Source organism: Pseudomonas sichuanensis, from assembly GCF_003231305.1.
Lineage (GTDB): Bacteria > Pseudomonadota > Gammaproteobacteria > Pseudomonadales > Pseudomonadaceae > Aquipseudomonas > Aquipseudomonas sichuanensis.
This window is the reverse complement of sequence record NZ_QKVM01000047.1, coordinates 1-20,662: the sequence shown is the minus strand read 5'-3', so window position 1 is coordinate 20,662 and position 20,662 is coordinate 1. Positions and strand designations below refer to the sequence as shown.

Here is a 20,662-nt window from a genome sequence, read left to right as displayed (position 1 = left end):
CAGAAGCCGACTGGCAGTGACGGCCAGTCGGCTTTTTGCTGCCTGCCATACCGACATTTCCCGCAATCTGCCGCTGCCACGCCCTACCGCCAAACCGTTGAGCAAAATAAACTGGTATCACAGACTGATACCATGAATAATCACCAACGTGCTTTACTCGAACTCGTTTTCAAGAAACCTGTGCCCAGAACCCTGGACTGGATACGCCTGGAATCATTGCTGGTATCGCTTGGCGCCCGGACGGTCGAAGGTAGGGGTTCACGCGTACGGTTCGAACTCCACGGGGCGGTGGCCACCTTCCACCGCCCTCACCCGGACCGCCACGCCAAAGCCTATCAAGTGAAAGATGCCCGCCAGTTCCTGGAGCAGGCAGGAGTGACACCATGAATGTGATGAATTACCGCGGCTATGCCGCCCGCATCGAATACAGCGACGAAGACCAGTTGCTGGTCGGCCATGTCGCCGGTATCCACGACGTGATCGGCTTCCATGGCGAATCGATCAGCGAACTGCGCCAGGCCTTCGAGGAGGCCGTCGACGACTACCTCGAAACCTGCCAGCGCCTGGGGCGCGAACCGCAAAAGACCTACTCCGGCAAGCTCAGCCTGCGCCTGGAGCCCACGCTTCACGCCAGCGTGGCGGCCCAGGCGGAGCTTGCGCAGAAAAGCATCAACCAATGGGTGAGCGACATCCTCAGCAAGGCCGCCTACGGCTGAGTCAATCGCGCAGGTCCGACTCGTGGATCGGGTTGGCCCGGCTGGTCGCGCGCTGGTACTGCGCCGGCCACGTGGCCTTGTTGCCGCCCAGGTCATCGTCGGCGTGCAGAGGCCAGTACGGGTCACGCAGCAGCTCACGGGCCAGGAAAATCACATCGGCCTGGCCGGTGCGCAGGATGTGCTCGGCCTGGGCGGGTTCGGTGATCATGCCAACGGTGCCGGTAGCGATTTCCGACTCTTTGCGCACCCGCTCGGCGAAGCGGGTCTGGTAGCCAGGGCCGGTGGGGATCTCGGCGTTGACCGAGGTGCCGCCAGACGAAACGTCGATCAGGTCGACCCCCAGCACGCGCAGGCGGCGCGCCAGTTCGACGGTTTCATCCGGGTTCCAGCCATCCTCCACCCAGTCGGTGGCCGATACGCGGACGAACAGCGGCAGTTCCTGCGGCCACACCTTGCGCACTGCTTCGGTGACCTGCAGGGTCAGGCGAATACGGTTTTCGAAGCAACTGCCATAGTCGTCGCGACGCTGGTTGCTAAGCGGCGACAGGAACTGGTGCAGCAGGTAGCCATGGGCGGCGTGGATTTCCACCACCTTGAAACCCGCCTTCAATGCGCGCTCGGTCGCGGCCACAAACGCGGCCACCACGCCCAGGATCTCGTCCTTGCTCAACTCGCGCGGCGCGGTGTGTTGCGGGTCGAAGGCAATTTTCGATGGGCCGACCGGCTGCCAGCCACCCTCTTCGAGCTTGACGCTGCCTTGCTTGCCCAACCAGGGGCGATAGGTGCTGGCCTTGCGTCCGGCGTGGGCCAGCTGGATGCCGGGCACGGCGCCCTGAGCGGTGATGAAGCGGGTGATGCGCTGCAGCGGGGCGATCTGTTCGTCTTTCCACAGGCCAAGGTCTTCGGCAGTAATACGGCCATCGGCGGTGACCGCGACGGCCTCGCTGATCACCAGGCCCGCGCCACCGACAGCACGGCTGCCCAGGTGCACCAGGTGCCAGTCGTTGGCCAGGCCGTCGGCGGCGGAGTACTGGCACATGGGGGAAACGGCAATACGGTTGGGCAGGGTCAGCTGACGCAGGGTATACGGCTCAAGCAGCAGGCTCATGAGAGCACCTCCCGGGGGACTCCAATGGTTGTCCGGTCCGGGCACTTGTAGTGGGAACTTGGCCGGTACCGGTCTTTTTCAGACTAGACCATGGGTGTAGGAGGTGTCTGACCGTTAGGTGGGGAGACGGTGACCAGCCTGCCTGATAACGCCTCAAGCAGGCTCAACCCCGGCGCTTACAAGCGCTGAAGGATCAACTCCCCGGCAGCGCCGGCGGCACCTGGCTCCCCGGGTTGCCCTGGCAGGCCATTGGCGCCGGCCGCCGTGCTGTACACCAGGCAGCCCTTGCTCGCTCCGCCCTTGCCAGCCTTGCCGGCTGCGCCCGGCTTGCCCGGCGCGCCGCCCTCCAGCCGCACCATGATCCGCTCCTGGGCGAAGCCGTCCGGCAGCGCCAGGCGAATCCGCCCGCCAGAGGCACCATCGTGCCCATTGCCGCCGTTGTCACCATTGGCCCCTCGGCTGGCCTGCCCCCAGGTACAGCCACCCGGCTTGCCATTATCGCCGTCGAGGCCGACATAGCCTGGCGCGCCAGCGCCGCCACGGGCATCGATGACCAGTTGCTCGGCCTCAAGCGCTTGCAGGCGCAAGTCGAGGTTGCGCCCCGGGCGGGCTGCCCGCTCATAAGTGCCCGGTGCACCAGGTGCACTGAATTCACTGCCTTCGCCCAGGTGGGCGCTGGCGGCGCTGATACTCAGGTCGCGTTCGGCGGGGGCGATGGCAATGCGCGCATCGCGCCCCAGCTCCAGGCGGTCGATCTTGAGCTCAGTAAGGGTGGCTGGCAGCAACAGGGTCGCCGAGTCGGCCACACGCAGCTGTTCAAGGTGCACGCTGGCCGACTTGTTCGGCAGGCGCAGCATGGAGTGAGCGGCGACTTCAAGGCTTTCTGCCTGAGCCAGGGGCGCGGCCAAAGCGGCCAGCAACATCAATTTATGCATGGCTCTAGGCCTTACCAGGTTTGGGGATGGACATGACGTGGAAGATGCCGGTCAGCAGGATCTGCAACCGATCGAACCAGCGGTGGCTGCGCCCGCGCAGGCTGGCGTTGAAGAACAGCACCTCGAGCACATGCAATGACAGCAGGAAGATGCCGGCGGCATTGATCAGCAAATTGAGCGGCAATGGCTGCGGCATGAACAGGTTGAACAGCACCACCCACCAGAACAGCACCGTCAGGACCTTGCCCAGGCCCAGGATGAATTTCATACCCCGCCCCCACTGTTTATTGTTATGCCAGCGCGGCCCGTTCGAGCGGACCGCGCTGGCAACAGTAACCTTACTGCGGCAGGCGCGCCAGAGGGGTCAGTTCAGGTGCAGTTCCACCCGTCGGTTGCGCGCCCGGCCTTCATCGCTCTCGTTGTCGGCAATCGGATCAGCCTCGCCACGGCCCTGGCTGGTCACCTTGTCCGGCGCCAGCCCCTGGCTGATCAGGTACTCGGCGACGCTGCTGGCACGGCGCTCGGACAGACGCTGGTTGTAGCTGTCGGAACCGACGCTGTCAGTAAAGCCAATGACCTTGACGCTGGTCACGCCCGGCGCGTTCAGCCTGGGCAGCAGGCTTTGCAGACGCTGCCGGGCAGCTGCCGTGAGCTCCGCGGAGTCGAAGGCAAACAGCACCTGGCCCTGGTCGTCGAGGGTAATCACCTCTGGGGTCGCGGCGGGTTCGGGCTGCGCTTGCGCGGGCGGGTATTGGGGCAGCGGGCAGCCCATGTGGTTGACCTGGATACCGGCGGGGGTGTCCGGGCAACGGTCACGGCGGTCGAAGACACCATCGCCATCCTCATCGCCATCCTGGGCGTAGCAGATCAGGCCACCGGCGATGGCTCCCAGGGCACCGCCACCGGCCGCCCAACTGGAGCTCTCGATAGCCCCCAGGCCACCGCCGACCAACCCGCCGAGCAGGCTGCAGAGGGGCCAGGTCCTTTGATTGAGGGGCGCGCTGCCATCGCTGTGGGTGGCGCAACCGGCCAGCAGGCTGGTGGCCAGCAACAGCGGCAGCGCCGCCTTGGACAAAACACGCATGGTGAATGCTCCTGTGTCACCGGCCGCTACCGGTCACCCAGGAGTAAAGACGCGCCCGCGCCACTTCTCAAGGCACGGGCGCAGGGCCGTCAACGCTGGATCTTGATCTCGGTACGGCGGTTCATGGCGCGCCCGTCAGCCGTGGCGTTGTCAGCCACAGGTTGGGTCTCGCCGGCCCCCACGACCGAGACGAAGCTGCTGCGCGGTACGCCTTGTTCGACCAGATAATCGGTCACCGAATGGGCACGGCGCTCGGAAAGCTTCTGGTTGTAGCGGTCGGAACCGACGCTGTCGGTATGGCCGGTAACGCTCAGGCGGGCGCTCGGGGCTTCCTGCTTGAGGCGCGTGGCAATGGTATTGAGGCGCTCCTTGTCGGTGGCGGTGAGGCGTGCCGAGTCGAACTCGAAGCGCACATCGCGGATGACGATGACTTCTTCTTTCTGTACCACGACCTCCTCGACCACAGGTGGTGGTGGCGGGCAGCCGTTGGCATCGACCTGGACCCCGCGCGGCGTGCCTGGGCACTTGTCGCGGCTGTCCGGCACACCATCGCCGTCTTCGTCGCCATCGCCGTGGGCCCAGCAGTAACCGGCCGCCAGGCCGCCACCGAGCAATGCACCCCAGCCAGCCCAGCTGGAGCTCTCGATGGCGCCCAAGGCCGCGCCGCCTACACCCCCGACGGCAGCACACTTCGGCCAGTCGGTTTTTTGCAAACCTGCACAACCAGTCAACACACTGGTGAGCAGGACCAGGGGTATCGCTGTGCGTACTATGCTCATCTTGTTGCTTCTCCTAGGGGAATCGGTGCAAAACCGATGCTCTGGAAGTAAAGACTGCTGTTTCTCGCTCTGCCAGCAATAAGCCACGACGTGGCGCCGTGCCTCTATGCCAGGCGGGCCGGGGCCGTTAGTCTTGAGCGACCTGAACGAGGAATGGCAATGACCGACGCTTTCTCACAACGCACGCCACAGCAGGCCCTGGCCGCCCTGCTCGAGCGTTTCACGCCACACAAGCTGCTGCTGGTGGGCACGCGCTTCCCGGCCCTGGACGCCTTCGCCGCGGAGCACCCGGGCACCCTCATAGAAGTCGCCTCACCCGGCCCACTGCCGGCCGGGCTGGCCGCCCAGCGCTTCGACCTGGCGTTACTGGTGGATTGCCTTGAACACCTGCCAAAACGCAGTGGCCTGGAGCTGCTCGGTGGCATTCGCAACCTCAATGCCAGCAAGGTCGCGGTGCTCGCAGACCTGGGCGCCTGCGGCTGGCACGACACCGATTTTTTCTCGCTGGCGCTGTCGGCCAGCGAGAAATTCCAACGCGACGAACAGGTGCTCAGCCTGTTCACCTATGATTTGCATGACTACAAACAGGTGCCGGACTGGCTTAATGCGAAGTTCTGGGCCAATCCACAAAATTTCGGCAAGTACTGGTGGTGACTCGATGAGTGTCTCGGTCTGCCCTTGCGGCAGCGGCAACCTGCTCGACGCCTGCTGCGGGCATTATCACGCCGGTACCCCGGCACCGGATGCGCAGACGCTGATGCGCTCGCGCTACAGCGCCTACGTGCTGGGGCTGATGGATTACCTGGTCGGCACCACGCTGCCGGCCCAGCAGGCCGGCCTGGACCGCGCCGGCATGGCGGCCTGGAGCGCGCAGAGCACCTGGCTGGGGCTCGAGGTGGAAACCGCCGAGGTACTCGGCGGGCAGCCCGAGCATGCCTTCGTCACCTTCACCGCACGCTGGCACGACGGCCAAGGCGATCACCAGCACCGCGAACGCTCGGCCTTCGTTCAGCAAGCCGGGCGCTGGTACTTCATCGACCCGACCGTGGAGCTGAAAGTCGGGCGCAACGATCCCTGCCCCTGCGCCAGCGGGCAGAAATTCAAGAAATGCTGCGCCAGTTATTTCGGTAACTGAACATGCGCGCCCTCGCTCGCCTGGTGCTGCTGGCTTTGCTGCTGAGCGGGCTGGCGGGCTGCGCCAGTTGGGGCGACGACAGCTGGCGCCAGCCAGAGGTGCACCTCGTCAAGGTGGAAAGGGTCGAGATGCGCCTGCACCAGCAAGAGTTCGTGCTGCACCTGCAGGTCATCAACCCTAACGACAGCCGTCTGTTCATCCGCAACCTGCACTACGCGGTACACCTGGGTGACATCCTGCTGGCCGAAGACGATGTCAGCCTCTGGCGCAGCGTCGGCGCTCATGCCCGTCGCACTTTCAAGATCACCGCGCGGACCAACCTCTGGCAGCATCTCAAGCCCCTGGCGAAACTGCTCAAAAGCCAACAACCACTGCACTACCGGCTGCAAGGCGATCTGGCTACCGGGCTGATCATCCCCCGGGACCTGCACTTGTCGCGCAGTGGTGAGATAATGCCCGGCGATTTTCTACCGGAGTAATCCCGCAATGACCCAGCAACCCCATGTTCATGGCCCCGACTGCAATCACGGCCACGACCATCACCACGATCACGACCACGGCCATGTGCATGGCCCGCACTGCAACCACGGCCACCAGGAGCCGGTGCGCAACGCCCTGAAGGACGTCGGGCGCAACGACCCGTGCCCATGCGGCAGCGAGAAGAAATTCAAGAAGTGCCACGGCGCTTGAAGCAGCCCTGAGCGGCAAGCTGCAAGCCGCAAGATAAAACGGGCCGGTGCAATGCCGGCTTTTTCTTGAGGCTTGCAGCTGGCGGCAAGCCGTTCGTAAATAAAGCGCCCCCGCACCTTGCATGGCGACTGCGCGCTCACTACCTTAGCGCCTTTCCAAACCCCGCCACGCCCTGCAGGAGCCTAGTCATGGCCGCGCCCGTCCTTCCTCCCTTCCGCCCCCGCTTCGGCAGCGCCGCCGCGATGCTCGGCATGCTTGCGTTGACTGGCTGCCAGATGGGCGGCATGCAGGACAGCGTGCCGCCGAGCACCGGCGTACAGCCGCTCAAGGGCCTGGCGCAGAATGTTTCGGTACGGCGCAACGCCATGGGGGCTCCGCTGATCGAAAGCAGCAACTTCCACGATGCGCTGTTCAGCCTGGGCTATATCCATGCCGGTGACCGCATTGAACAAATGGTCACCCTGCGCCTGCTGGCCCAAGGCCGCCTGGCCGAGCTGGCCGGCCCCGAGGCGTTGGAAATCGACCGCCTGATGCGCGCCGCCAACCTCAAGCAGGGCGCCGGCCAGCTCTACGCCGACGCCTCGCCGCGGCTCAAGCGCTTCTTCGAAGTGTATGCACGAGGGGTCAACGCCTACCTGTTCCGCTACCGCGACAAGCTGCCGGCCGAACTGGCCCGTAGCGGCTATCGCCCCGAGTACTGGAAGCCAGAGGACTCGGCGCTGATCTTCAGCCTGTATGCCTTCAGCCAGTCGGTGAACCTGCAGGAGGAGCTCTCGGCCCTGACACTGGCGCAGAAGGTCGGCGCAGATAAACTGGCCTGGCTGCTGCCCGGCGCGCCCGACGAAGCCCTGGCCGAAAGCGAAGTCGACAAGCTCAAGGGCCTGAACCTGGCCAGCCAGCTGCCGGGCCTTGCCTCGCTCGCCGCCGCCGGCCAGCAACTGGCCGATCTCGGTTTGCTCGGCAACCCCGGCTCGTCCAACCTTGCCCTCGGGCCGCAGCGCAGTCGCAGCGGCAAGAGCCTGCTGGCCAGCGATAGCCGGGCGCCCTGGGCGCTGAGCCCGGTGCAGATCCATACCGGTAAATACCAGGTCGCCGGCCTTTCGCTGCCAGGCCTGCCGATCGTGCTGGCCGGCTACAACGGTAAAGTGGCGTGGAGCGCCAGCGCGGTGATGGCCGACAACCAGGACCTGTTCCTCGAACAGGTACGCCGCCAGGGCAGCCAGCTGACGTACCTGGCCGACGGTAAATGGCAGCAAGCCCGCGCACGCAGCGAGACCTTCTTCGTCCGTGGCCAGCGCCCGCAACGCGAAGTGTTGTATGACACCCGCCACGGCACCCTGCTGCCGGGCCACGGCAGCCTGGCCTTGGCCTTGCACCTGCCGCAGCTCAAGGACGATCGCAGCCTCGACGCGTTGTTCGACCTGACCCGCGCCAGCAACATCGAGCGGGCCTTCGACAGCACCCGTGAAATCGGCGCTGCTGCCCTTAATTTCGTGTTCGCCGAACCCGAGCACATCGGCTGGCAAGTCAGTGGGCGCTACCCCAACCGCCGCGACGGCCAGGGCCTGCTGCCCTCGCCGGGCTGGGACGGACGCTATGACTGGGATGGCTACGCCGACGCCATGCTCCACCCTTACGATCAGGACCCGGCCGCCGGCTTCATCGGCCACGCCAACCAGCGCAGCCAGCCCAAGGGCTACGGCATGCAGCTGTCGAGCAGCTGGTACTACCCTGAACGCGCCGAGCGCCTGGCTCAGCTGGCGGGCAACGGCCGCCATGACAGCCGTAGCCTGATGGCCCTGCAGAACGACCAGGTGACACTGCTGGCCGACAAGCTCAAGCAGATGTTCGATGCCCCCGGCATGGCCCTGCCACTCAAACAGGCCATCGACGCCCTGCCCGCCGCCCAGCGCGACAAGGCGCGCGACGCCCTGGCCCGGCTCAAGGCCTTCGATGGCCGGCTGAGCCCGGTGTCGGCCGATGCCGCGCTGTATGAGCTGTTCCTCCAGGAAGTCACCCGGCAGACCTTCCTTGACGACCTCGGCCCCGAGTCGAGCCCGGCCTGGCAAGCGTTCATCGGCAATGCCCAGCTCTCCTATTCGGCCCAGGCCGACCACCTGTTGGGCCGCGAGGACAGCCCGTTCTGGGACGACCGTGGCACGCCACAGAAGGAAGACAAGCCCGCCATCCTGGCCCGTAGCCTGGCGGCGGCGATCGATACCGGCACCGCCCAGCTCGGCGCAGACCGCCGTGCCTGGCAGTGGGGCAAGCTGCACCAGTATCGCTGGCCGGCGCCGAACTACCGTGGCCTGGGCGACAGCCTCAGCCGCTCGCCAATGGCCGCCGGCGGTGACTTCAGCACGCTGGCACTCACGCCCTACGCCTGGGGCAGCAACTTCGACACCCGCCTGCCGGCCTCGGCGCGGATGATCGTCGACTTCGGCCAGGCCGAACCGCTGCAACTGCTGACCAGCAGCGGCCAGTCCGGCAACCCGGCGAGCCGCCATTACAGCGACGGGTTGGATGCCTGGTTCAAGGGGCGCTTCATGAGCTTGCCGCTGCAGCCGCAGAACTTCGGGCGGGCTTATGGCAGCCAACGACTGACGCTGGTGCCGGGGAAGTAAGCCAACCAAAATGAAAAAGCCGCCTGAACAGGCGGCTTTTTCATCAATGCTCGGTCAAGCAGCGACCACTGCCAACTCTGCACCTTCACCATTTCCGAGCCATGGGCCCGCTGCACCAGCAAGCGTTGTGCGAAACCGGGCAATGATGCACCGCGCGCCAAGTTGTGCTTCTATCCATGATCCCGGCCCCTGGTCGCAGACCGCCCTCTTCAGGACCCCCATGCACCATTCGACCCACGACCTGCTGTCCCCCGCGCCCGGCATCGCCCGCCAATTGCACAGTTTCCACTTCGGCCCGCGCGGCGGCGGCAAGGTGTACATCCAGGCCTCGCTGCATGCCGACGAACTGCCGGGCATGCTGGTGGCCTGGCACCTCAAGCAACGCCTGTTGGAACTGGAGCAGCACGGCCGGCTACGCCGCGAGATCATCCTGGTACCGGTGGCCAACCCGGTGGGCCTGGAGCAGGTGCTGCTGGACGCGCCGTTGGGGCGCTTCGAGCTGCAGAGCGGCGAGAACTTCAACCGCAACTTCGTCGACTTGTCGGACAGCATCGGCGACCAGATCGAAGGCCATCTGAACGACGATCCTGCGCACAATCTGGCATTGATCCGCGAGTACCTGCGTCGCGGCCTGGACGCGCACCCGGCACACACACCCTTGCAATCCCAGCGCCTGACCCTTCAGCGCCTGGCCTGCGATGCCGACATGGTGCTCGACCTGCACTGCGACTTCGAAGCCGTCGAGCATCTGTACACCACCCCGGAAGCCTGGCCTCAGGTCGAACCGCTGGCGCGCTACCTGGGCGTGCAGGCCAGTTTGCTGGCCACCGACTCCGGCGGGCAGTCGTTCGACGAGTGCTTCAGCCTGGTGTGGTGGCAATTGCAACAGCGCTTCGGCAAGCGCTTCCCGATCCCCATGGGCAGCTTCTCGGTGACCATCGAGCTGCGCGGCCAGGCAGATGTCAGCCATGCCCTGGCGACCCAGGATTGCCAGGCGATTCTGGATTTCCTCACCCACAGCGGCGTGATCGACGGCCAGCCCGCACCGCTGCCGGCCCTGCGCCAGCCAGCGACGCCGCTGGCAGCGGTGGAGCCCGTCACTGCGCCGCTGGGCGGCCTGCTGGTATTCCACGCCAAACCCGGGCAGTACCTGGAAGCGGGGCAACTCATCGCCGAGGTCATCGACCCGCTCAGCGATCGCGTCACCCCGCTGCGCAACACCCAGGCAGGGCTGCTGTATGCGCGCAGTGTGCGGCGCATGGCCACGGCCGGCATGGTCATCGCCCATGTCGCTGGCGAGCAGGTATGCCGCAGCGGCTACCTGCTGGGCAACTGATCCGCTACAGCCAGACGGCGCGGCCCACGGCTCAGGCCACGGGGGCTGGCGGTGGTTCGTCGGGCAGGGTCGGCTCGCCCGGCTCCATCGGCGGATGCTCGCCGGGCTCCGGCGGTTGCGGGGTATCGGGGTCAGGCTGATGCGGTACGCCGCCGGCCTGCAGGTGCATTGGCGGATGTGCCAGCAGCGTCCAGGCCAGCAATCCGACCTGATTCGGCTGCAGGACCGCCAGCTTGGCGCTGATTGCGGGGTCGAGTTTCATGGAGCGGCTCCTGACGAGAGCCGGCACGCGTCGTGCGCGCCGGGACTGCTATCTCGTTGGAGTACCGGGCGGGCAAACAATTCCCGCGCTTGGTCGGCTCAGGTACGTGGCAGGGTGACGCCGCGCTGGCCCTGGTACTTGCCGCCACGGTCCTTGTACGAGACTTCGCATTCTTCGTCGGACTGCAGGAACAGCATCTGCGCCACGCCTTCGTTGGCGTAGATCTTCGCCGGCAGCGTGGTGGTGTTGGAGAATTCCAGGGTGACATGGCCTTCCCACTCAGGCTCGAGCGGGGTGACGTTGACGATGATGCCGCAACGGGCATAGGTGCTCTTGCCCAGGCAGATGGTCAGCACGTCGCGCGGAATGCGGAAGTACTCGACGGTGCGGGCCAGGGCGAAGGAGTTCGGCGGGATGATGCAGACGTCGCTCTTGATGTCGACGAAGCTGCCGGCATCGAAGTTCTTCGGGTCGACAGTGGCCGAGTTGATGTTGGTGAACACCTTGAATTCGTCGGCGCAGCGCACGTCGTAGCCGTAGCTGGAAACACCGAAGGAGATGACCCGGCTGTCCTGCTCGCCGCGCACCTGGCGCTCGACGAACGGTTCGATCATGCCGTGTTCCTGCGCCATGCGGCGAATCCACTTGTCCGATTTGATGCTCATGGCGGGTGTGTCCTGAGAGTGCAAGGTGAAAAAAATCGTGATGCGCATCTTACCGGTCCCGGCGCCCGCGGCAAAGTCGCATCCCACAGTCTCACTGCAATGCCCGCCGGACGGGGCCTGCAGCCGCCGCCGATCCGAATTTCGACAAACCTCTCACCAGTTATTGGCAGGTCAGGGAAAGTAAGTTATGGTGTCGCCACTGTGCTGCACGCGACACCGAAGATCTGTTTGATGCACGATTTACGATCGGCCCATCTCCATGACACCTTCTGCTCCTTTGCACTCAGTCTCGGTCGGGGTTTTCCTGGCCGCCATCAACTTTGTCCAAGGAGACAGAAAAATGTCCAATCGCCAATCCGGTACCGTCAAGTGGTTCAACGATGAGAAGGGCTACGGCTTCATCACCCCTCAGTCGGGCGACGACCTGTTCGTGCACTTCAAAGCCATCCAAGCTGACGGCTTCAAAACCCTGAAAGAAGGCCAAGCTGTTACTTTCGTCGCTACCCGCGGCCAGAAAGGCATGCAGGCTGAAGAAGTTCAGATCGCCTAAGTCGATCTCGCTTCCTAGCTTTCAGAAAAAACCCGCCATTGGCGGGTTTTTTTGTGCCTGCTCGAAAATCTCACGGGACGGGCTGCCCTGTCGCTCAGAGTACTCCGTGGGAGCGGGCTTGCCCCGCGATGGGTGGCACCGGCGGCGCCGGTATCGCGGGGCAAGCCCGCTCCCACGAAGTCGTTGTAAATCGCTTGGTCAGCGCTTTTCCATCAGAAGCAGCGCGCATCAATCCTCGCTGATGGTGATGCTCGGCATTGCCGGTGCGGCGGCTTCCTGCAATACGATCCGTGCCCCCACCTGACGCGCCAGCTCCTGATAGACCATGGCGATCTGGCTTTCCGGCTCGGCAATTGCGGTTGGCTTGCCGCTGTCGGCCTGCTCGCGAATCAGCATCGACAGCGGCAGCGAAGCCAGCAGTTCGACACCATATTGGGCCGCCAGCTTCTCACCACCGCCTTCACCGAACAGGTGCTCGGCATGGCCGCAGTTGGAGCAGATGTGCACGGCCATGTTCTCCACCACGCCCAGCACCGGGATGTTGACCTTGCGGAACATCTCCACGCCCTTTTTCGCATCCAGCAGCGCCAGGTCCTGTGGTGTGGTGACGATCACCGAGCCGGCCACCGGCACTTTCTGGGCCAGGGTCAGCTGGATGTCGCCAGTGCCCGGCGGCATGTCGATCACCAGGTAGTCGAGGTCATCCCAGGCGGTCTGGGTCACCAGTTGCAACAACGCACCGGAAACCATTGGGCCACGCCATACCATCGGTGTGTTGTCATCGGTGAGGAATGCCATGGACATCACTTCAACACCGTGCGCCTTGATCGGCACGAACCATTTTTGTTCGCGCACCTGCGGGCGAGTGCCCTCGGCGATACCGAACATCACGCCCTGGCTAGGGCCGTAGATGTCAGCGTCGAGAATGCCGACTCGCGCGCCTTCCCGTGCCAGCGCCAAGGCCAGGTTGGCCGCGGTGGTCGACTTGCCGACCCCGCCCTTGCCCGAGGCAACGGCCACGATGTTCTTCACATTGGCCATGGCCGGCACCTGGGCCTGGGCCTTGTGGGTGGCGATCACGCAATCGATGGCCACACGCGCCGAAGCAACGCCATCGAGGTTCTCGATCGCGGTCTGCAGCACCTGGGCCCAACCACCCTTGAACAGGCCGGCGGCATAACCCAGCTGCAACTGCACGCTGACCTGCGCGCCCTGGATGTCGATGGCGCGCACGCAGCCGGCGCTGACCGGATCCTGGTTCAGGTAGGGGTCGGTGTACTGGCGAAGCACGCCTTCGACGGCGGCACGGGTAACGGCACTCATGGAGGCTCCCATTGGCAAACTGAATACGAAACAGGCGCCTATGCTAACCCGTCAATCGTCAGCAGATGCGTTCGCAAGGTGAAATATCTTCGCCAGCCCTTTATAGTGGCCGATCACCCTCATTTTTACCCCGTAGCCAGATAAGTAGCCGAGCCACCATGTCCGAGCCACGTCAGATTCTCGTCACCAGCGCCCTGCCCTATGCCAATGGTTCCATTCACCTTGGCCATATGCTCGAGTACATCCAGACAGACATGTGGGTTCGCTTCCAGAAGCTGCGCGGCAACCAGTGCATCTATGTCTGCGCCGACGACGCCCACGGCTCGGCGATCATGCTGCGCGCGGAGAAGGAAGGCATCACCCCGGAGCAACTGATCGCCAACGTCCAGGCCGAGCACAGCGGCGACTTCGCCGATTTCCTGGTCGATTTCGACAACTTCCACTCCACCCACAGCGAAGAGAACCGCGAGCTGTCGGGCCTGATCTACACCCGCCTGCGTGACGCCGGCCACATCGCCACCCGTTCGGTCACCCAGTATTTCGACCCGGAAAAGGGCATGTTCCTCGCCGACCGCTTCATCAAGGGCACCTGCCCCAAGTGCGCGGCCGAGGATCAGTACGGCGACAACTGTGAAAAATGCGGCGCCACCTACGCCCCGACCGAACTGAAGAACCCCAAGTCGGCGATTTCCGGCGCCACCCCGGTACTGCGCGACTCGCAGCACTTCTTCTTCAAGCTGCCCGACTTCCAGGCCATGCTGCAGCAGTGGACCCGCAGCGGCACGCTGCAGGACGCCGTGGCCAACAAATTGGCCGAATGGCTTGACTCCGGCCTGCAGGAATGGGACATCTCCCGCGATGCACCGTACTTCGGCTTCGAAATCCCGGGCGAGCCTGGCAAGTACTTCTACGTTTGGCTGGATGCGCCTATCGGCTACATGGCCAGTTTCAAGAACCTGTGCGCGCGCCGCCCGGAGCTGGACTTCGACGCGTTCTGGAACGAAGACTCCAAGGCCGAGCTGTACCACTTCATCGGCAAGGACATCGTCAACTTCCACGCCCTGTTCTGGCCAGCCATGCTTGAAGGCTCGGGCTTCCGTAAGCCGACCGCCGTCAACGTGCACGGCTACCTGACCGTCAACGGCGCCAAGATGTCCAAGTCGCGCGGCACCTTCATCAAGGCGCGCACCTACCTCGACCACCTGCAGCCGGAATACCTGCGCTACTACTATGCCGCCAAGCTGGGCCGCGGCGTCGACGACCTCGACCTCAACCTCGAGGACTTCGTGCAGAAGGTCAACTCCGACCTGGTCGGCAAGGTGGTCAACATCGCCAGCCGTTGCGCCGGTTTCATTCACAAAGGCAATGACGGCGTGATGGTTGCCGGCGATGCCGCCCCCGAGCTGACCGAGGCCTTCCTCGCTGCCGCCCCGTCGATCGCCGAAGCCTACGAAGGCCGCGACTTCGCCCGCGCCATGCGCGAAATCATGGCCCTGGCCGACCGCGCCAACGCCTGGATCGCCGACAAGGCGCCGTGGTCGCTGGCCAAGCAGGAAGGCAAGCAGGATGAAGTCCAGGCCATCTGCGCCCAGGGCATCAACCTGTTCCGTCAACTGGTGATCTTCCTCAAGCCGGTTCTGCCGCTGCTGGCCGCCGATGCCGAGGCGTTCCTCAACGTTGCCCCGCTGGCCTGGAACGACCACCTGTCGCGCCTGGAAAACCACAAGCTCAACCCGTTCAAGGCCTTGATGAGCCGTATCGAGCCGGCCAAGGTCGAGGCCATGGTCGCCGCCAGCAAGGAAGACCTGCTGGCCTCGCAAGCCCCGGCCCCTGCCGGCAACGGCGAACTGACCAAGGACCCGCTGTCGGCCGAAATCGAGTTCGACACCTTCGCCGCCGTCGATCTGCGCGTGGCGCTGATCGTCAAGGCCGAGTCCGTCGAGGGTGCCGACAAGCTGCTGCGCCTGACCCTGGACATCGGTGACGAGCAGCGCAACGTGTTCTCCGGCATCAAGTCAGCCTACCCCGACCCAAGCAAGCTGGAAGGGCGCCTGACCATGATGGTGGCCAACCTCAAACCACGGAAGATGCGTTTTGGCATTTCCGAGGGCATGGTCATGGCCGCCGGCCCTGGTGGCGAAGAGATCTACCTGCTGAGCCCGGACAGCGGCGCCAAGCCCGGCCAGCGCATCAAGTAACGCCCCTGCCCCGGCCAACTGGCCGGGGCATTTCCATCCAGCGGCCGCTGCCGGATAATCACGGCACCCTCAGGCGGCAGGCATCTCATGAGCGACTACATCCTGGTCCTGGTCAGCGCTGCGCTGGTCAACAACCTGATGTTGCAACCCGACCCGATCGAGCGCGATCGCTTGCAAGCGCTCGGCCTGTGCAGCGCGCTGTTGATCCTGATCGGCCTGCCCGCCGGGCAACTGCTCCAGCAGTACCTGCTTGCCCCGCTGCAATTACAGGCATTACGCCTGTTCCTCCTGCTGCCGCTGTTGGCGACGCTGGCCTGGGGCCTGCCGCACCTGCTGCGCCGCATGCGGCCTGGCTGGCCTGTGGAGGGCCTGCAAGGGCTGCTGCTGGGCAATGTCGCGGTGCTAGGCTTGCTGTTGCAGCTCGGCAGTGATGGCAGCAGCGTTTGGCAAGCGCTGGCCTGGGGCGTGATTGGCGGGTTGGGATTCTGGCTAGCCCTGCTACTGTTCGCCGACCTGCGCGAAAGCAGCCGCCATGCGGATGTGCCGGCGGCCCTGCGTGGCTTGCCCATCGAACTGATCGGCGCTGGCGTGATGGCCATGGCGCTCTCCAGCCTTAGCGGACTATTCACACAATGAGCCTGCACACCCATGCCACTGCCTGACCCGCGCCTGCGCAACGCCATGGGCCTGGTTCTTTTGGCCTGCGTGCCGGGGTTGCTGGTGCTGTTCTGGCTGCATGGCTGGGGGGTGTTGATCAACCTGCTGCTGTGCACCAGTGCCGCGCTGGCTACAGAGGCACTGCTGCTGACCTGGCGCGGGCAAGCGATACGGCCGGCGCTGGAGGATGGCAGCGCATTGGTCAGCGCGGTGCTGCTGGCGGTGGCACTGCCCAGCCAGGCCCCCTGGTGGCTGCCAGTGGCTGCGGCCAGCGTTGCCATAGGCCTGGGCAAACAGGCCTTCGGCGGCGTCGGGCGCAACCTGTTCAACCCGGCGATGGTTGGCTATGCCTTCGCCCTGCTGAGTTTCCCGCTGCAGATGAATCACTGGCCCGGCCAAGCGCCTGGCCTGCTCGACAGCCTGCACCTGAGCTTTGTTGCCAGCGAGCAGATCGACGCCTGGGCCAGCCCGACGGTACTGGATGCCCTGCGGCACAATCGCAGCCTGACCATCGACGAGCTGTTTGCAACCCATCCGGCCTTCGGCACGCTGGGCGGGCGAAGCAGCGAATGGGTGAACCTGGCATTCCTGCTGGGCGGGCTGTTCCTGCTACAGCGCAAGGTGTTCAGCTGGCATGCCCCGGCGGGCTTGCTCGGTGGGCTCCTGCTGTTCAGCCTGCTGGCCTGGAACGGGTCGGGCTCAGACTCCAATGGTTCACCTTTGCTGCACCTGTTCTCCGGCTCAACCATGCTGGCAGCGTTCTTCATCTGCACCGAGCCCGTTTCCGGTTGCAAACGTCCGCTGGCCCGCCTGCTGTTCGGTATCGGTGCAGGTTGGCTCATCTACTTGCTGCGTACCTGGGCAAGCGTGCCGGACGGGACAGCCTTTGCGATCCTGCTGATGAACCTCTGCGTTCCGGCGCTGGACCGCTGGGCACAGCGACGCCAACCGGTGTCCACATGAATAGGCGCGCGCGCAGCCTACTGCTGCTGTCATCGGTGACTGCCCTGGCACTGGCCGGCAGCCTTGCCTGGCAACACTGGACCGCCGGCCCCATCCAGGAAGCCCAACGCCGGATGCAAGAGCGTGAGTGGCTGGCCGTGCTGGCAACAGGCAGCTACGACAACCAGCCGCTCCAGGCCCCCTTGGCGCTGGCCGACAGTCAGTTGCAACACAGTCGACTGCTGGCGGGTTATCGCGCCAGCCTGGCCAACACCCCCGTTTCCATCATGCTGCGCAGCGAGGTGCCGGGGTATGCCGGGCCGATCGAGCTGGCCATCGCGATCGACAATCATGGTCGCCTGACCGGGCTGCGCGTACTTCGCCAACAGGAAAGCCCAGGGCTGGGCGAGCAACTGGTCGATCCCGCACGGCACTGGCTCGACCAGTTTATCGGCAAGGCCCATGACAACCCGCCCGAGCAGGCCTGGGCGCTCAAGCGGGACAAGGGCGCGTTCGACCAATTGGCTGGCGCGACAGTCACCTCGCGGGCAGTGATCGACGCGGTGCAGGATGCGCTGCGCTACTTCGATCAACACCGCACCGCGTTGCTCGGGGAGGACAGACATGAATAGGTACTGGTTGCTGAGCGTTTGCCTGGCACCCTTGATCGGCACGACCGGGTCGGTCATCCAGGCCTCGACGATGCTGGTCTGCATGAGCGTATTGATACTGCTGCACCAACTGCTCATGGCAGGGTTACGCAGCCATCTGCTCCCGGCCATGCACGTGTGGATGTCCGTGGTGCTGGCCGCTGCGCTCGCCAGTTGCCTGCAGTTGGGGCTACAGGCCTGGGCGTTGCCGATGGCACTTGTGCTTGGCCACTTTCCCGCACTACTGGCCCTGCAATGCCTGGCCGTCGAACGCCTGTTACCGCAAACCGGCCGCTGGCATTCACTGCTGATTGGCCTTGCGGGCACGGCAGTGGCTGGCCTGGCTTTGGCCATCAGCCGTCAGGCCCTGGCCGATATGACAGGGCTGCACATCACACATCTGGCGCCTGGCGCACTGATACTGCTCGGCCTGCTCCTGGGCTTGTACAATCAGCTACGCCCCGAGCCCACCACTGCACATCGTCAAGGAACGCGTTGACCCCATGAATGCCGCTAAACGCCTGGAGATCTTTCGCAGGCTGCATGAAGACAACCCCGAGCCCAAGACCGAGCTGGCCTACACCACCCCCTTCGAACTGCTGATTGCCGTGATTCTCTCGGCGCAAGCAACCGATGTCGGCGTCAACAAGGCAACTGCACGCCTGTTCCCCGTAGCCAACACACCAGAAGCCATTCATGCACTGGGGGTGGGTGGGCTGAGCGAATACATCAAGACCATCGGGCTTTACAACAGCAAGGCCAGGAACGTCATCGAGACTTGCCGGCTGCTGGTCGAACAGCATGGCGGCGAGGTGCCAGAAACCCGTGAAGCGCTCGAAGCATTGCCCGGGGTTGGCCGCAAAACCGCCAACGTCGTGCTCAACACCGCCTTCGGGCAACTGGCGATGGCCGTTGACACCCATATCTTCCGGGTGAGCAACCGCACCGGCATCGCACCGGGCAAGACCGTGCTGGAAGTGGAGAAGAAGCTGCTCAAGTTCGTGCCCAAGGATTACCTGCTCGATGCCCATCACTGGCTGATCCTGCATGGTCGTTACGTTTGCCAGGCACGCAAGCCTCGCTGCGGCAGCTGCCGTATCGAGGACCTGTGCGAATACAGGCACAAGACATCGGACGATTGAGGCAATAGCAAAAACACTGGCAATTCGATTGAAAAAATCTTTTTTACCCGCTCGGTGAATCCCGCTATAAGGACGGCCAATGGCCCTTTGGCTTGGAGTGACGCATGAGCACCGATAAAGAAGACCTGGCTATCGACGACGAGTTTCAAAACGCAGAAGAAGACGCTGAGCCGCAGCCCGAAGTGGCCAAGACCAACCTCAGCAAGCGCCGGACCATCGACAATATGCTGGAAGAGCGGCGCCTGCAGAAGCAGCTGGCCGATTTCGATTACGACCTGTAACCCAGGCAAGCAAAAGCCTCCTGATGGAGGCTTTTGCTGGTTCAGGCCAGACCGTGCCGCTGGGCCAGTTCGATGAGATCAACCAGTGAACGCGCATTGAGTTTGAGCAGCAGCCGGGTTTTGTAAGTGCTTACGGTCTTGTTGCTGAGAAACATGCTATCGGCAATTTCCTTATTGGTCTTTCCTCGTGCAAGTTGCTGCAGCACCATCATCTCCCTGCCGGAAAGACGCTCGACCATTTCAACTTCGCTACCGCCACCAACGCCTGTGCGCCCCTTGTGCAATGCCTGATTGGGGAAGTAGCTGTACCCTGACAGCACGGCCTTGATTGCACTTAGCAACTCGGTCAACTCCTGTTGCTTGCAGACATACCCCGCAGCCCCCGCCTGCATGCAGCGCATCGAAAAATGGCCCGGCGCCTGCGAGGTCAACACCAGTACCTTGCTTGCCGGGCTTGCCAAGGTCATTCGGGCAATGACCTCGAGCCCGTCCAGCTTGGGAATTCCAATATCCAGAATGACAATGTCTGGCAGATGCTCCCGCGTTAACTGCAAGGCATCCACCCCGTTGTCGGTTTCCGCCATCACCTCGTATCCATGCCGTTCCATCAGCATGCGTACCGCCAGGCGAATGACCGGGTGATCATCCACGATCAGCACTTTGTTCATGCGATATCCATTATTGCGTTATTTTAGTTTTGATGCCCCAGCACAACCGAGCATAACGATTATTCGTGCGATGGTTTCCTTGGCAGATGCATCGAAGGAAGGTACCTACTCTTCTTGAGGAATATTCCTACACGCGGTTATTTCGCAGAACTTTATGCATCCCTGAACGATGTAGCCGTGTGCAAGTTAGCACCCTGCCAATCGGGCTCCAAGCGTAGAGGCATTACACTTAACGCAGGAAATTTCTACTATTCGGACAAGACATCGGAACGCCGATAAATAAATGCCCAGCGCGTTCCATAGAGGAAATACTCACACTTACGCCGTGTTCAAAATCAGGCTACTGATGAGCAAAGCATGCCCAGGCGCCCATCATGAACAATCCATCATTCAGCCCATTGACGCTTATCGCCGTCTTCGCCGGCGTCATCGAAGCCTCCGCACTGGCTTCGCTGCCATTCCTGAGCGAGGAAAGCCAGACCATCTACACCTGGTTCCTCGTAGGCTTCCCCTTCTTCCTGACGGTGTTGTTCTTCCTCACACTCAACTTCAATTCCGGGTCGTTATTCGTGCCTGAACACCATGAGCCAACGCCCAACAGCCCGAACCCCGCTCAACCACCAACAGCGCCAAACCAAGCGATCACGCCGGCGACCGAAGAGACGCAGGCGCCGCTCACCCCGCCCCCGGCACATTTCTGCGAAAGCGAAGCTGCCATGATCATCGCCATCTCAGGCCCGGACAGCCGCAAGATGTTCGAACGCCATCTGTTGCGCATGATCGATCGCCCACAAACCACCACTCGCCGCTGGACCCTCTATAACCTCGACACCCGAGCCTGTTTTCATCTATCGGCGGGCCCGATGCACGAGGACACCGAACTGCCGTTCGAACAGGCCGAAGCCCCTTAATGACGG

Annotated in this window: 26 protein-coding genes; 17 read left to right on the top strand and 9 right to left on the bottom strand. The window is 63.7% G+C overall.

All coding sequences use genetic code 11. The annotated features are described in order from the left end of the window. Positions 1 to 132: 132 nt before the first annotated feature. Both DM373_RS21625 and DM373_RS21620 read left to right on the top strand, forming a co-directional pair. Positions 133 to 387 carry a type II toxin-antitoxin system HicA family toxin gene (locus tag DM373_RS21625; protein ID WP_110995516.1) on the top strand — a complete coding sequence of 85 codons (255 nt, stop codon included), beginning with the start codon at positions 133 to 135 and terminating at the stop codon, positions 385 to 387. Further along, on the top strand, positions 384 to 716 hold the full coding sequence (locus DM373_RS21620; RefSeq protein WP_110995515.1) for a type II toxin-antitoxin system HicB family antitoxin: 333 nt from the start codon (positions 384 to 386) through the stop codon (positions 714 to 716). Before DM373_RS21625 ends, DM373_RS21620 begins: the two co-directional genes overlap by 4 nt. A 1-nt stretch (position 717) precedes the next feature. Here DM373_RS21620 and DM373_RS21615 read toward each other — a convergent pair whose 3' ends face one another. The 5 genes from DM373_RS21615 to DM373_RS21595 form a co-directional block, all read right to left on the bottom strand. Then, positions 718 to 1,824, bottom strand: coding sequence for an NADH:flavin oxidoreductase/NADH oxidase (locus tag DM373_RS21615; protein WP_110995514.1), 1,107 nt, complete (start codon positions 1,822 to 1,824; stop codon positions 718 to 720). Between the two features lie 176 nt (positions 1,825 to 2,000). Further along, positions 2,001 to 2,759, bottom strand: coding sequence for a collagen-like protein (locus DM373_RS21610; RefSeq protein WP_110995513.1), 759 nt, complete (start codon positions 2,757 to 2,759; stop codon positions 2,001 to 2,003). Between the two features lie 4 nt (positions 2,760 to 2,763). Further along, on the bottom strand, positions 2,764 to 3,027 hold the full coding sequence (locus tag DM373_RS21605) for a DUF1145 domain-containing protein (RefSeq protein WP_110995512.1): 264 nt from the start codon (positions 3,025 to 3,027) through the stop codon (positions 2,764 to 2,766). Between the two features lie 96 nt (positions 3,028 to 3,123). Next, positions 3,124 to 3,843, bottom strand: a complete 720-nt coding sequence (locus DM373_RS21600; RefSeq protein ID WP_110995511.1) for a PA1041 family peptidoglycan-binding anchor lipoprotein — start codon at positions 3,841 to 3,843, stop codon at positions 3,124 to 3,126. 89 nt (positions 3,844 to 3,932) lie between these two features. Beyond that, entirely contained in the window at positions 3,933 to 4,622 is a 690-nt protein-coding gene (locus DM373_RS21595; RefSeq protein WP_110995510.1) for a PA1041 family peptidoglycan-binding anchor lipoprotein, read from the bottom strand. Positions 4,623 to 4,781: 159 nt separating this feature from the next. On the opposite strand from DM373_RS21595, the gene DM373_RS21590 reads away from it, so the two are divergent. The 6 genes from DM373_RS21590 to DM373_RS21565 all read left to right on the top strand — a co-directional run bounded on the left by DM373_RS21590 (position 4,782) and on the right by DM373_RS21565 (position 10,407). After that, complete coding sequence (locus tag DM373_RS21590) at positions 4,782 to 5,276, top strand: DUF6231 family protein (protein ID WP_110995509.1); 495 nt, start codon at positions 4,782 to 4,784, stop codon at positions 5,274 to 5,276. A 4-nt stretch (positions 5,277 to 5,280) separates the two neighbouring features. Then, positions 5,281 to 5,757, top strand: coding sequence for a YchJ family protein (locus tag DM373_RS21585; RefSeq protein ID WP_110995508.1), 477 nt, complete (start codon positions 5,281 to 5,283; stop codon positions 5,755 to 5,757). 2 nt (positions 5,758 to 5,759) lie between these two features. After that, the gene (locus DM373_RS21580; RefSeq protein ID WP_110995507.1) at positions 5,760 to 6,236 is read left to right on the top strand and encodes an LEA/WHy family protein; all 477 of its coding nucleotides are present in this window, start codon (positions 5,760 to 5,762) and stop codon (positions 6,234 to 6,236) included. A 7-nt stretch (positions 6,237 to 6,243) separates the two neighbouring features. After that, positions 6,244 to 6,447 (top strand): SEC-C metal-binding domain-containing protein, encoded by a 204-nt coding sequence (locus DM373_RS21575; protein ID WP_012313055.1) that lies wholly within the window; start codon positions 6,244 to 6,246, stop codon positions 6,445 to 6,447. A gap of 188 nt (positions 6,448 to 6,635) precedes the next feature. Then, on the top strand, positions 6,636 to 9,071 hold the full coding sequence (locus tag DM373_RS21570; RefSeq protein WP_110995506.1) for a penicillin acylase family protein: 2,436 nt from the start codon (positions 6,636 to 6,638) through the stop codon (positions 9,069 to 9,071). Positions 9,072 to 9,291: 220 nt separating this feature from the next. Continuing rightward, complete coding sequence (locus tag DM373_RS21565; RefSeq protein ID WP_110995505.1) at positions 9,292 to 10,407, top strand: succinylglutamate desuccinylase/aspartoacylase family protein; 1,116 nt, start codon at positions 9,292 to 9,294, stop codon at positions 10,405 to 10,407. Positions 10,408 to 10,438: 31 nt separating this feature from the next. Here the strand turns inward: DM373_RS21565 and DM373_RS21560 are convergent, their stop codons facing one another. Continuing rightward, the gene (locus DM373_RS21560) at positions 10,439 to 10,669 is read right to left on the bottom strand and encodes a hypothetical protein (RefSeq protein ID WP_110995504.1); all 231 of its coding nucleotides are present in this window, start codon (positions 10,667 to 10,669) and stop codon (positions 10,439 to 10,441) included. 98 nt (positions 10,670 to 10,767) lie between these two features. Beyond that, positions 10,768 to 11,334 (bottom strand): dCTP deaminase, encoded by a 567-nt coding sequence (gene dcd, locus DM373_RS21555; protein ID WP_003258001.1) that lies wholly within the window; start codon positions 11,332 to 11,334, stop codon positions 10,768 to 10,770. Positions 11,335 to 11,674: 340 nt separating this feature from the next. Between dcd and DM373_RS21550 the strand changes: the two genes are divergently transcribed. After that, positions 11,675 to 11,884: a cold-shock protein gene (locus DM373_RS21550; RefSeq protein ID WP_016488765.1), complete on the top strand. Its 210-nt coding sequence runs from the start codon at positions 11,675 to 11,677 to the stop codon at positions 11,882 to 11,884. Between the two features lie 228 nt (positions 11,885 to 12,112). Here the strand turns inward: DM373_RS21550 and apbC are convergent, their stop codons facing one another. Then, complete coding sequence (apbC, locus tag DM373_RS21545; RefSeq protein ID WP_110995503.1) at positions 12,113 to 13,207, bottom strand: iron-sulfur cluster carrier protein ApbC; 1,095 nt, start codon at positions 13,205 to 13,207, stop codon at positions 12,113 to 12,115. Between the two features lie 158 nt (positions 13,208 to 13,365). On the opposite strand from apbC, the gene metG reads away from it, so the two are divergent. The 7 genes from metG (at position 13,366) to DM373_RS28990 (ending at position 19,077) form a co-directional block, all read left to right on the top strand. Next, positions 13,366 to 15,405 carry a methionine--tRNA ligase gene (gene metG, locus DM373_RS21540; protein ID WP_110995502.1) on the top strand — a complete coding sequence of 680 codons (2,040 nt, stop codon included), beginning with the start codon at positions 13,366 to 13,368 and terminating at the stop codon, positions 15,403 to 15,405. An 87-nt stretch (positions 15,406 to 15,492) separates the two neighbouring features. Continuing rightward, entirely contained in the window at positions 15,493 to 16,041 is a 549-nt protein-coding gene (locus DM373_RS21535) for an Rnf-Nqr domain containing protein (protein ID WP_110995501.1), read from the top strand. A gap of 12 nt (positions 16,042 to 16,053) precedes the next feature. Continuing rightward, on the top strand, positions 16,054 to 17,025 hold the full coding sequence (locus tag DM373_RS21530) for an RnfABCDGE type electron transport complex subunit D (protein WP_110995500.1): 972 nt from the start codon (positions 16,054 to 16,056) through the stop codon (positions 17,023 to 17,025). After that, complete coding sequence (locus DM373_RS21525) at positions 17,022 to 17,636, top strand: RnfABCDGE type electron transport complex subunit G (RefSeq protein ID WP_110995499.1); 615 nt, start codon at positions 17,022 to 17,024, stop codon at positions 17,634 to 17,636. Before DM373_RS21530 ends, DM373_RS21525 begins: the two co-directional genes overlap by 4 nt. Continuing rightward, the gene (locus DM373_RS21520; RefSeq protein ID WP_110995498.1) at positions 17,629 to 18,153 is read left to right on the top strand and encodes an Rnf-Nqr domain containing protein; all 525 of its coding nucleotides are present in this window, start codon (positions 17,629 to 17,631) and stop codon (positions 18,151 to 18,153) included. The genes DM373_RS21525 and DM373_RS21520 overlap by 8 nt, the downstream gene beginning before the upstream one ends. Positions 18,154 to 18,157: 4 nt before the next feature. Further along, complete coding sequence (gene nth, locus DM373_RS21515) at positions 18,158 to 18,796, top strand: endonuclease III (protein ID WP_110995497.1); 639 nt, start codon at positions 18,158 to 18,160, stop codon at positions 18,794 to 18,796. A gap of 104 nt (positions 18,797 to 18,900) precedes the next feature. Further along, entirely contained in the window at positions 18,901 to 19,077 is a 177-nt protein-coding gene (locus DM373_RS28990; protein ID WP_167409855.1) for a PA3496 family putative envelope integrity protein, read from the top strand. A gap of 41 nt (positions 19,078 to 19,118) precedes the next feature. Here the strand turns inward: DM373_RS28990 and DM373_RS21510 are convergent, their stop codons facing one another. After that, positions 19,119 to 19,745 (bottom strand): response regulator transcription factor, encoded by a 627-nt coding sequence (locus DM373_RS21510; protein WP_110995496.1) that lies wholly within the window; start codon positions 19,743 to 19,745, stop codon positions 19,119 to 19,121. Between the two features lie 374 nt (positions 19,746 to 20,119). On the opposite strand from DM373_RS21510, the gene DM373_RS21505 reads away from it, so the two are divergent. Then, the gene (locus DM373_RS21505; RefSeq protein ID WP_110995495.1) at positions 20,120 to 20,656 is read left to right on the top strand and encodes a hypothetical protein; all 537 of its coding nucleotides are present in this window, start codon (positions 20,120 to 20,122) and stop codon (positions 20,654 to 20,656) included. Positions 20,657 to 20,662: the final 6 nt, after the last annotated feature.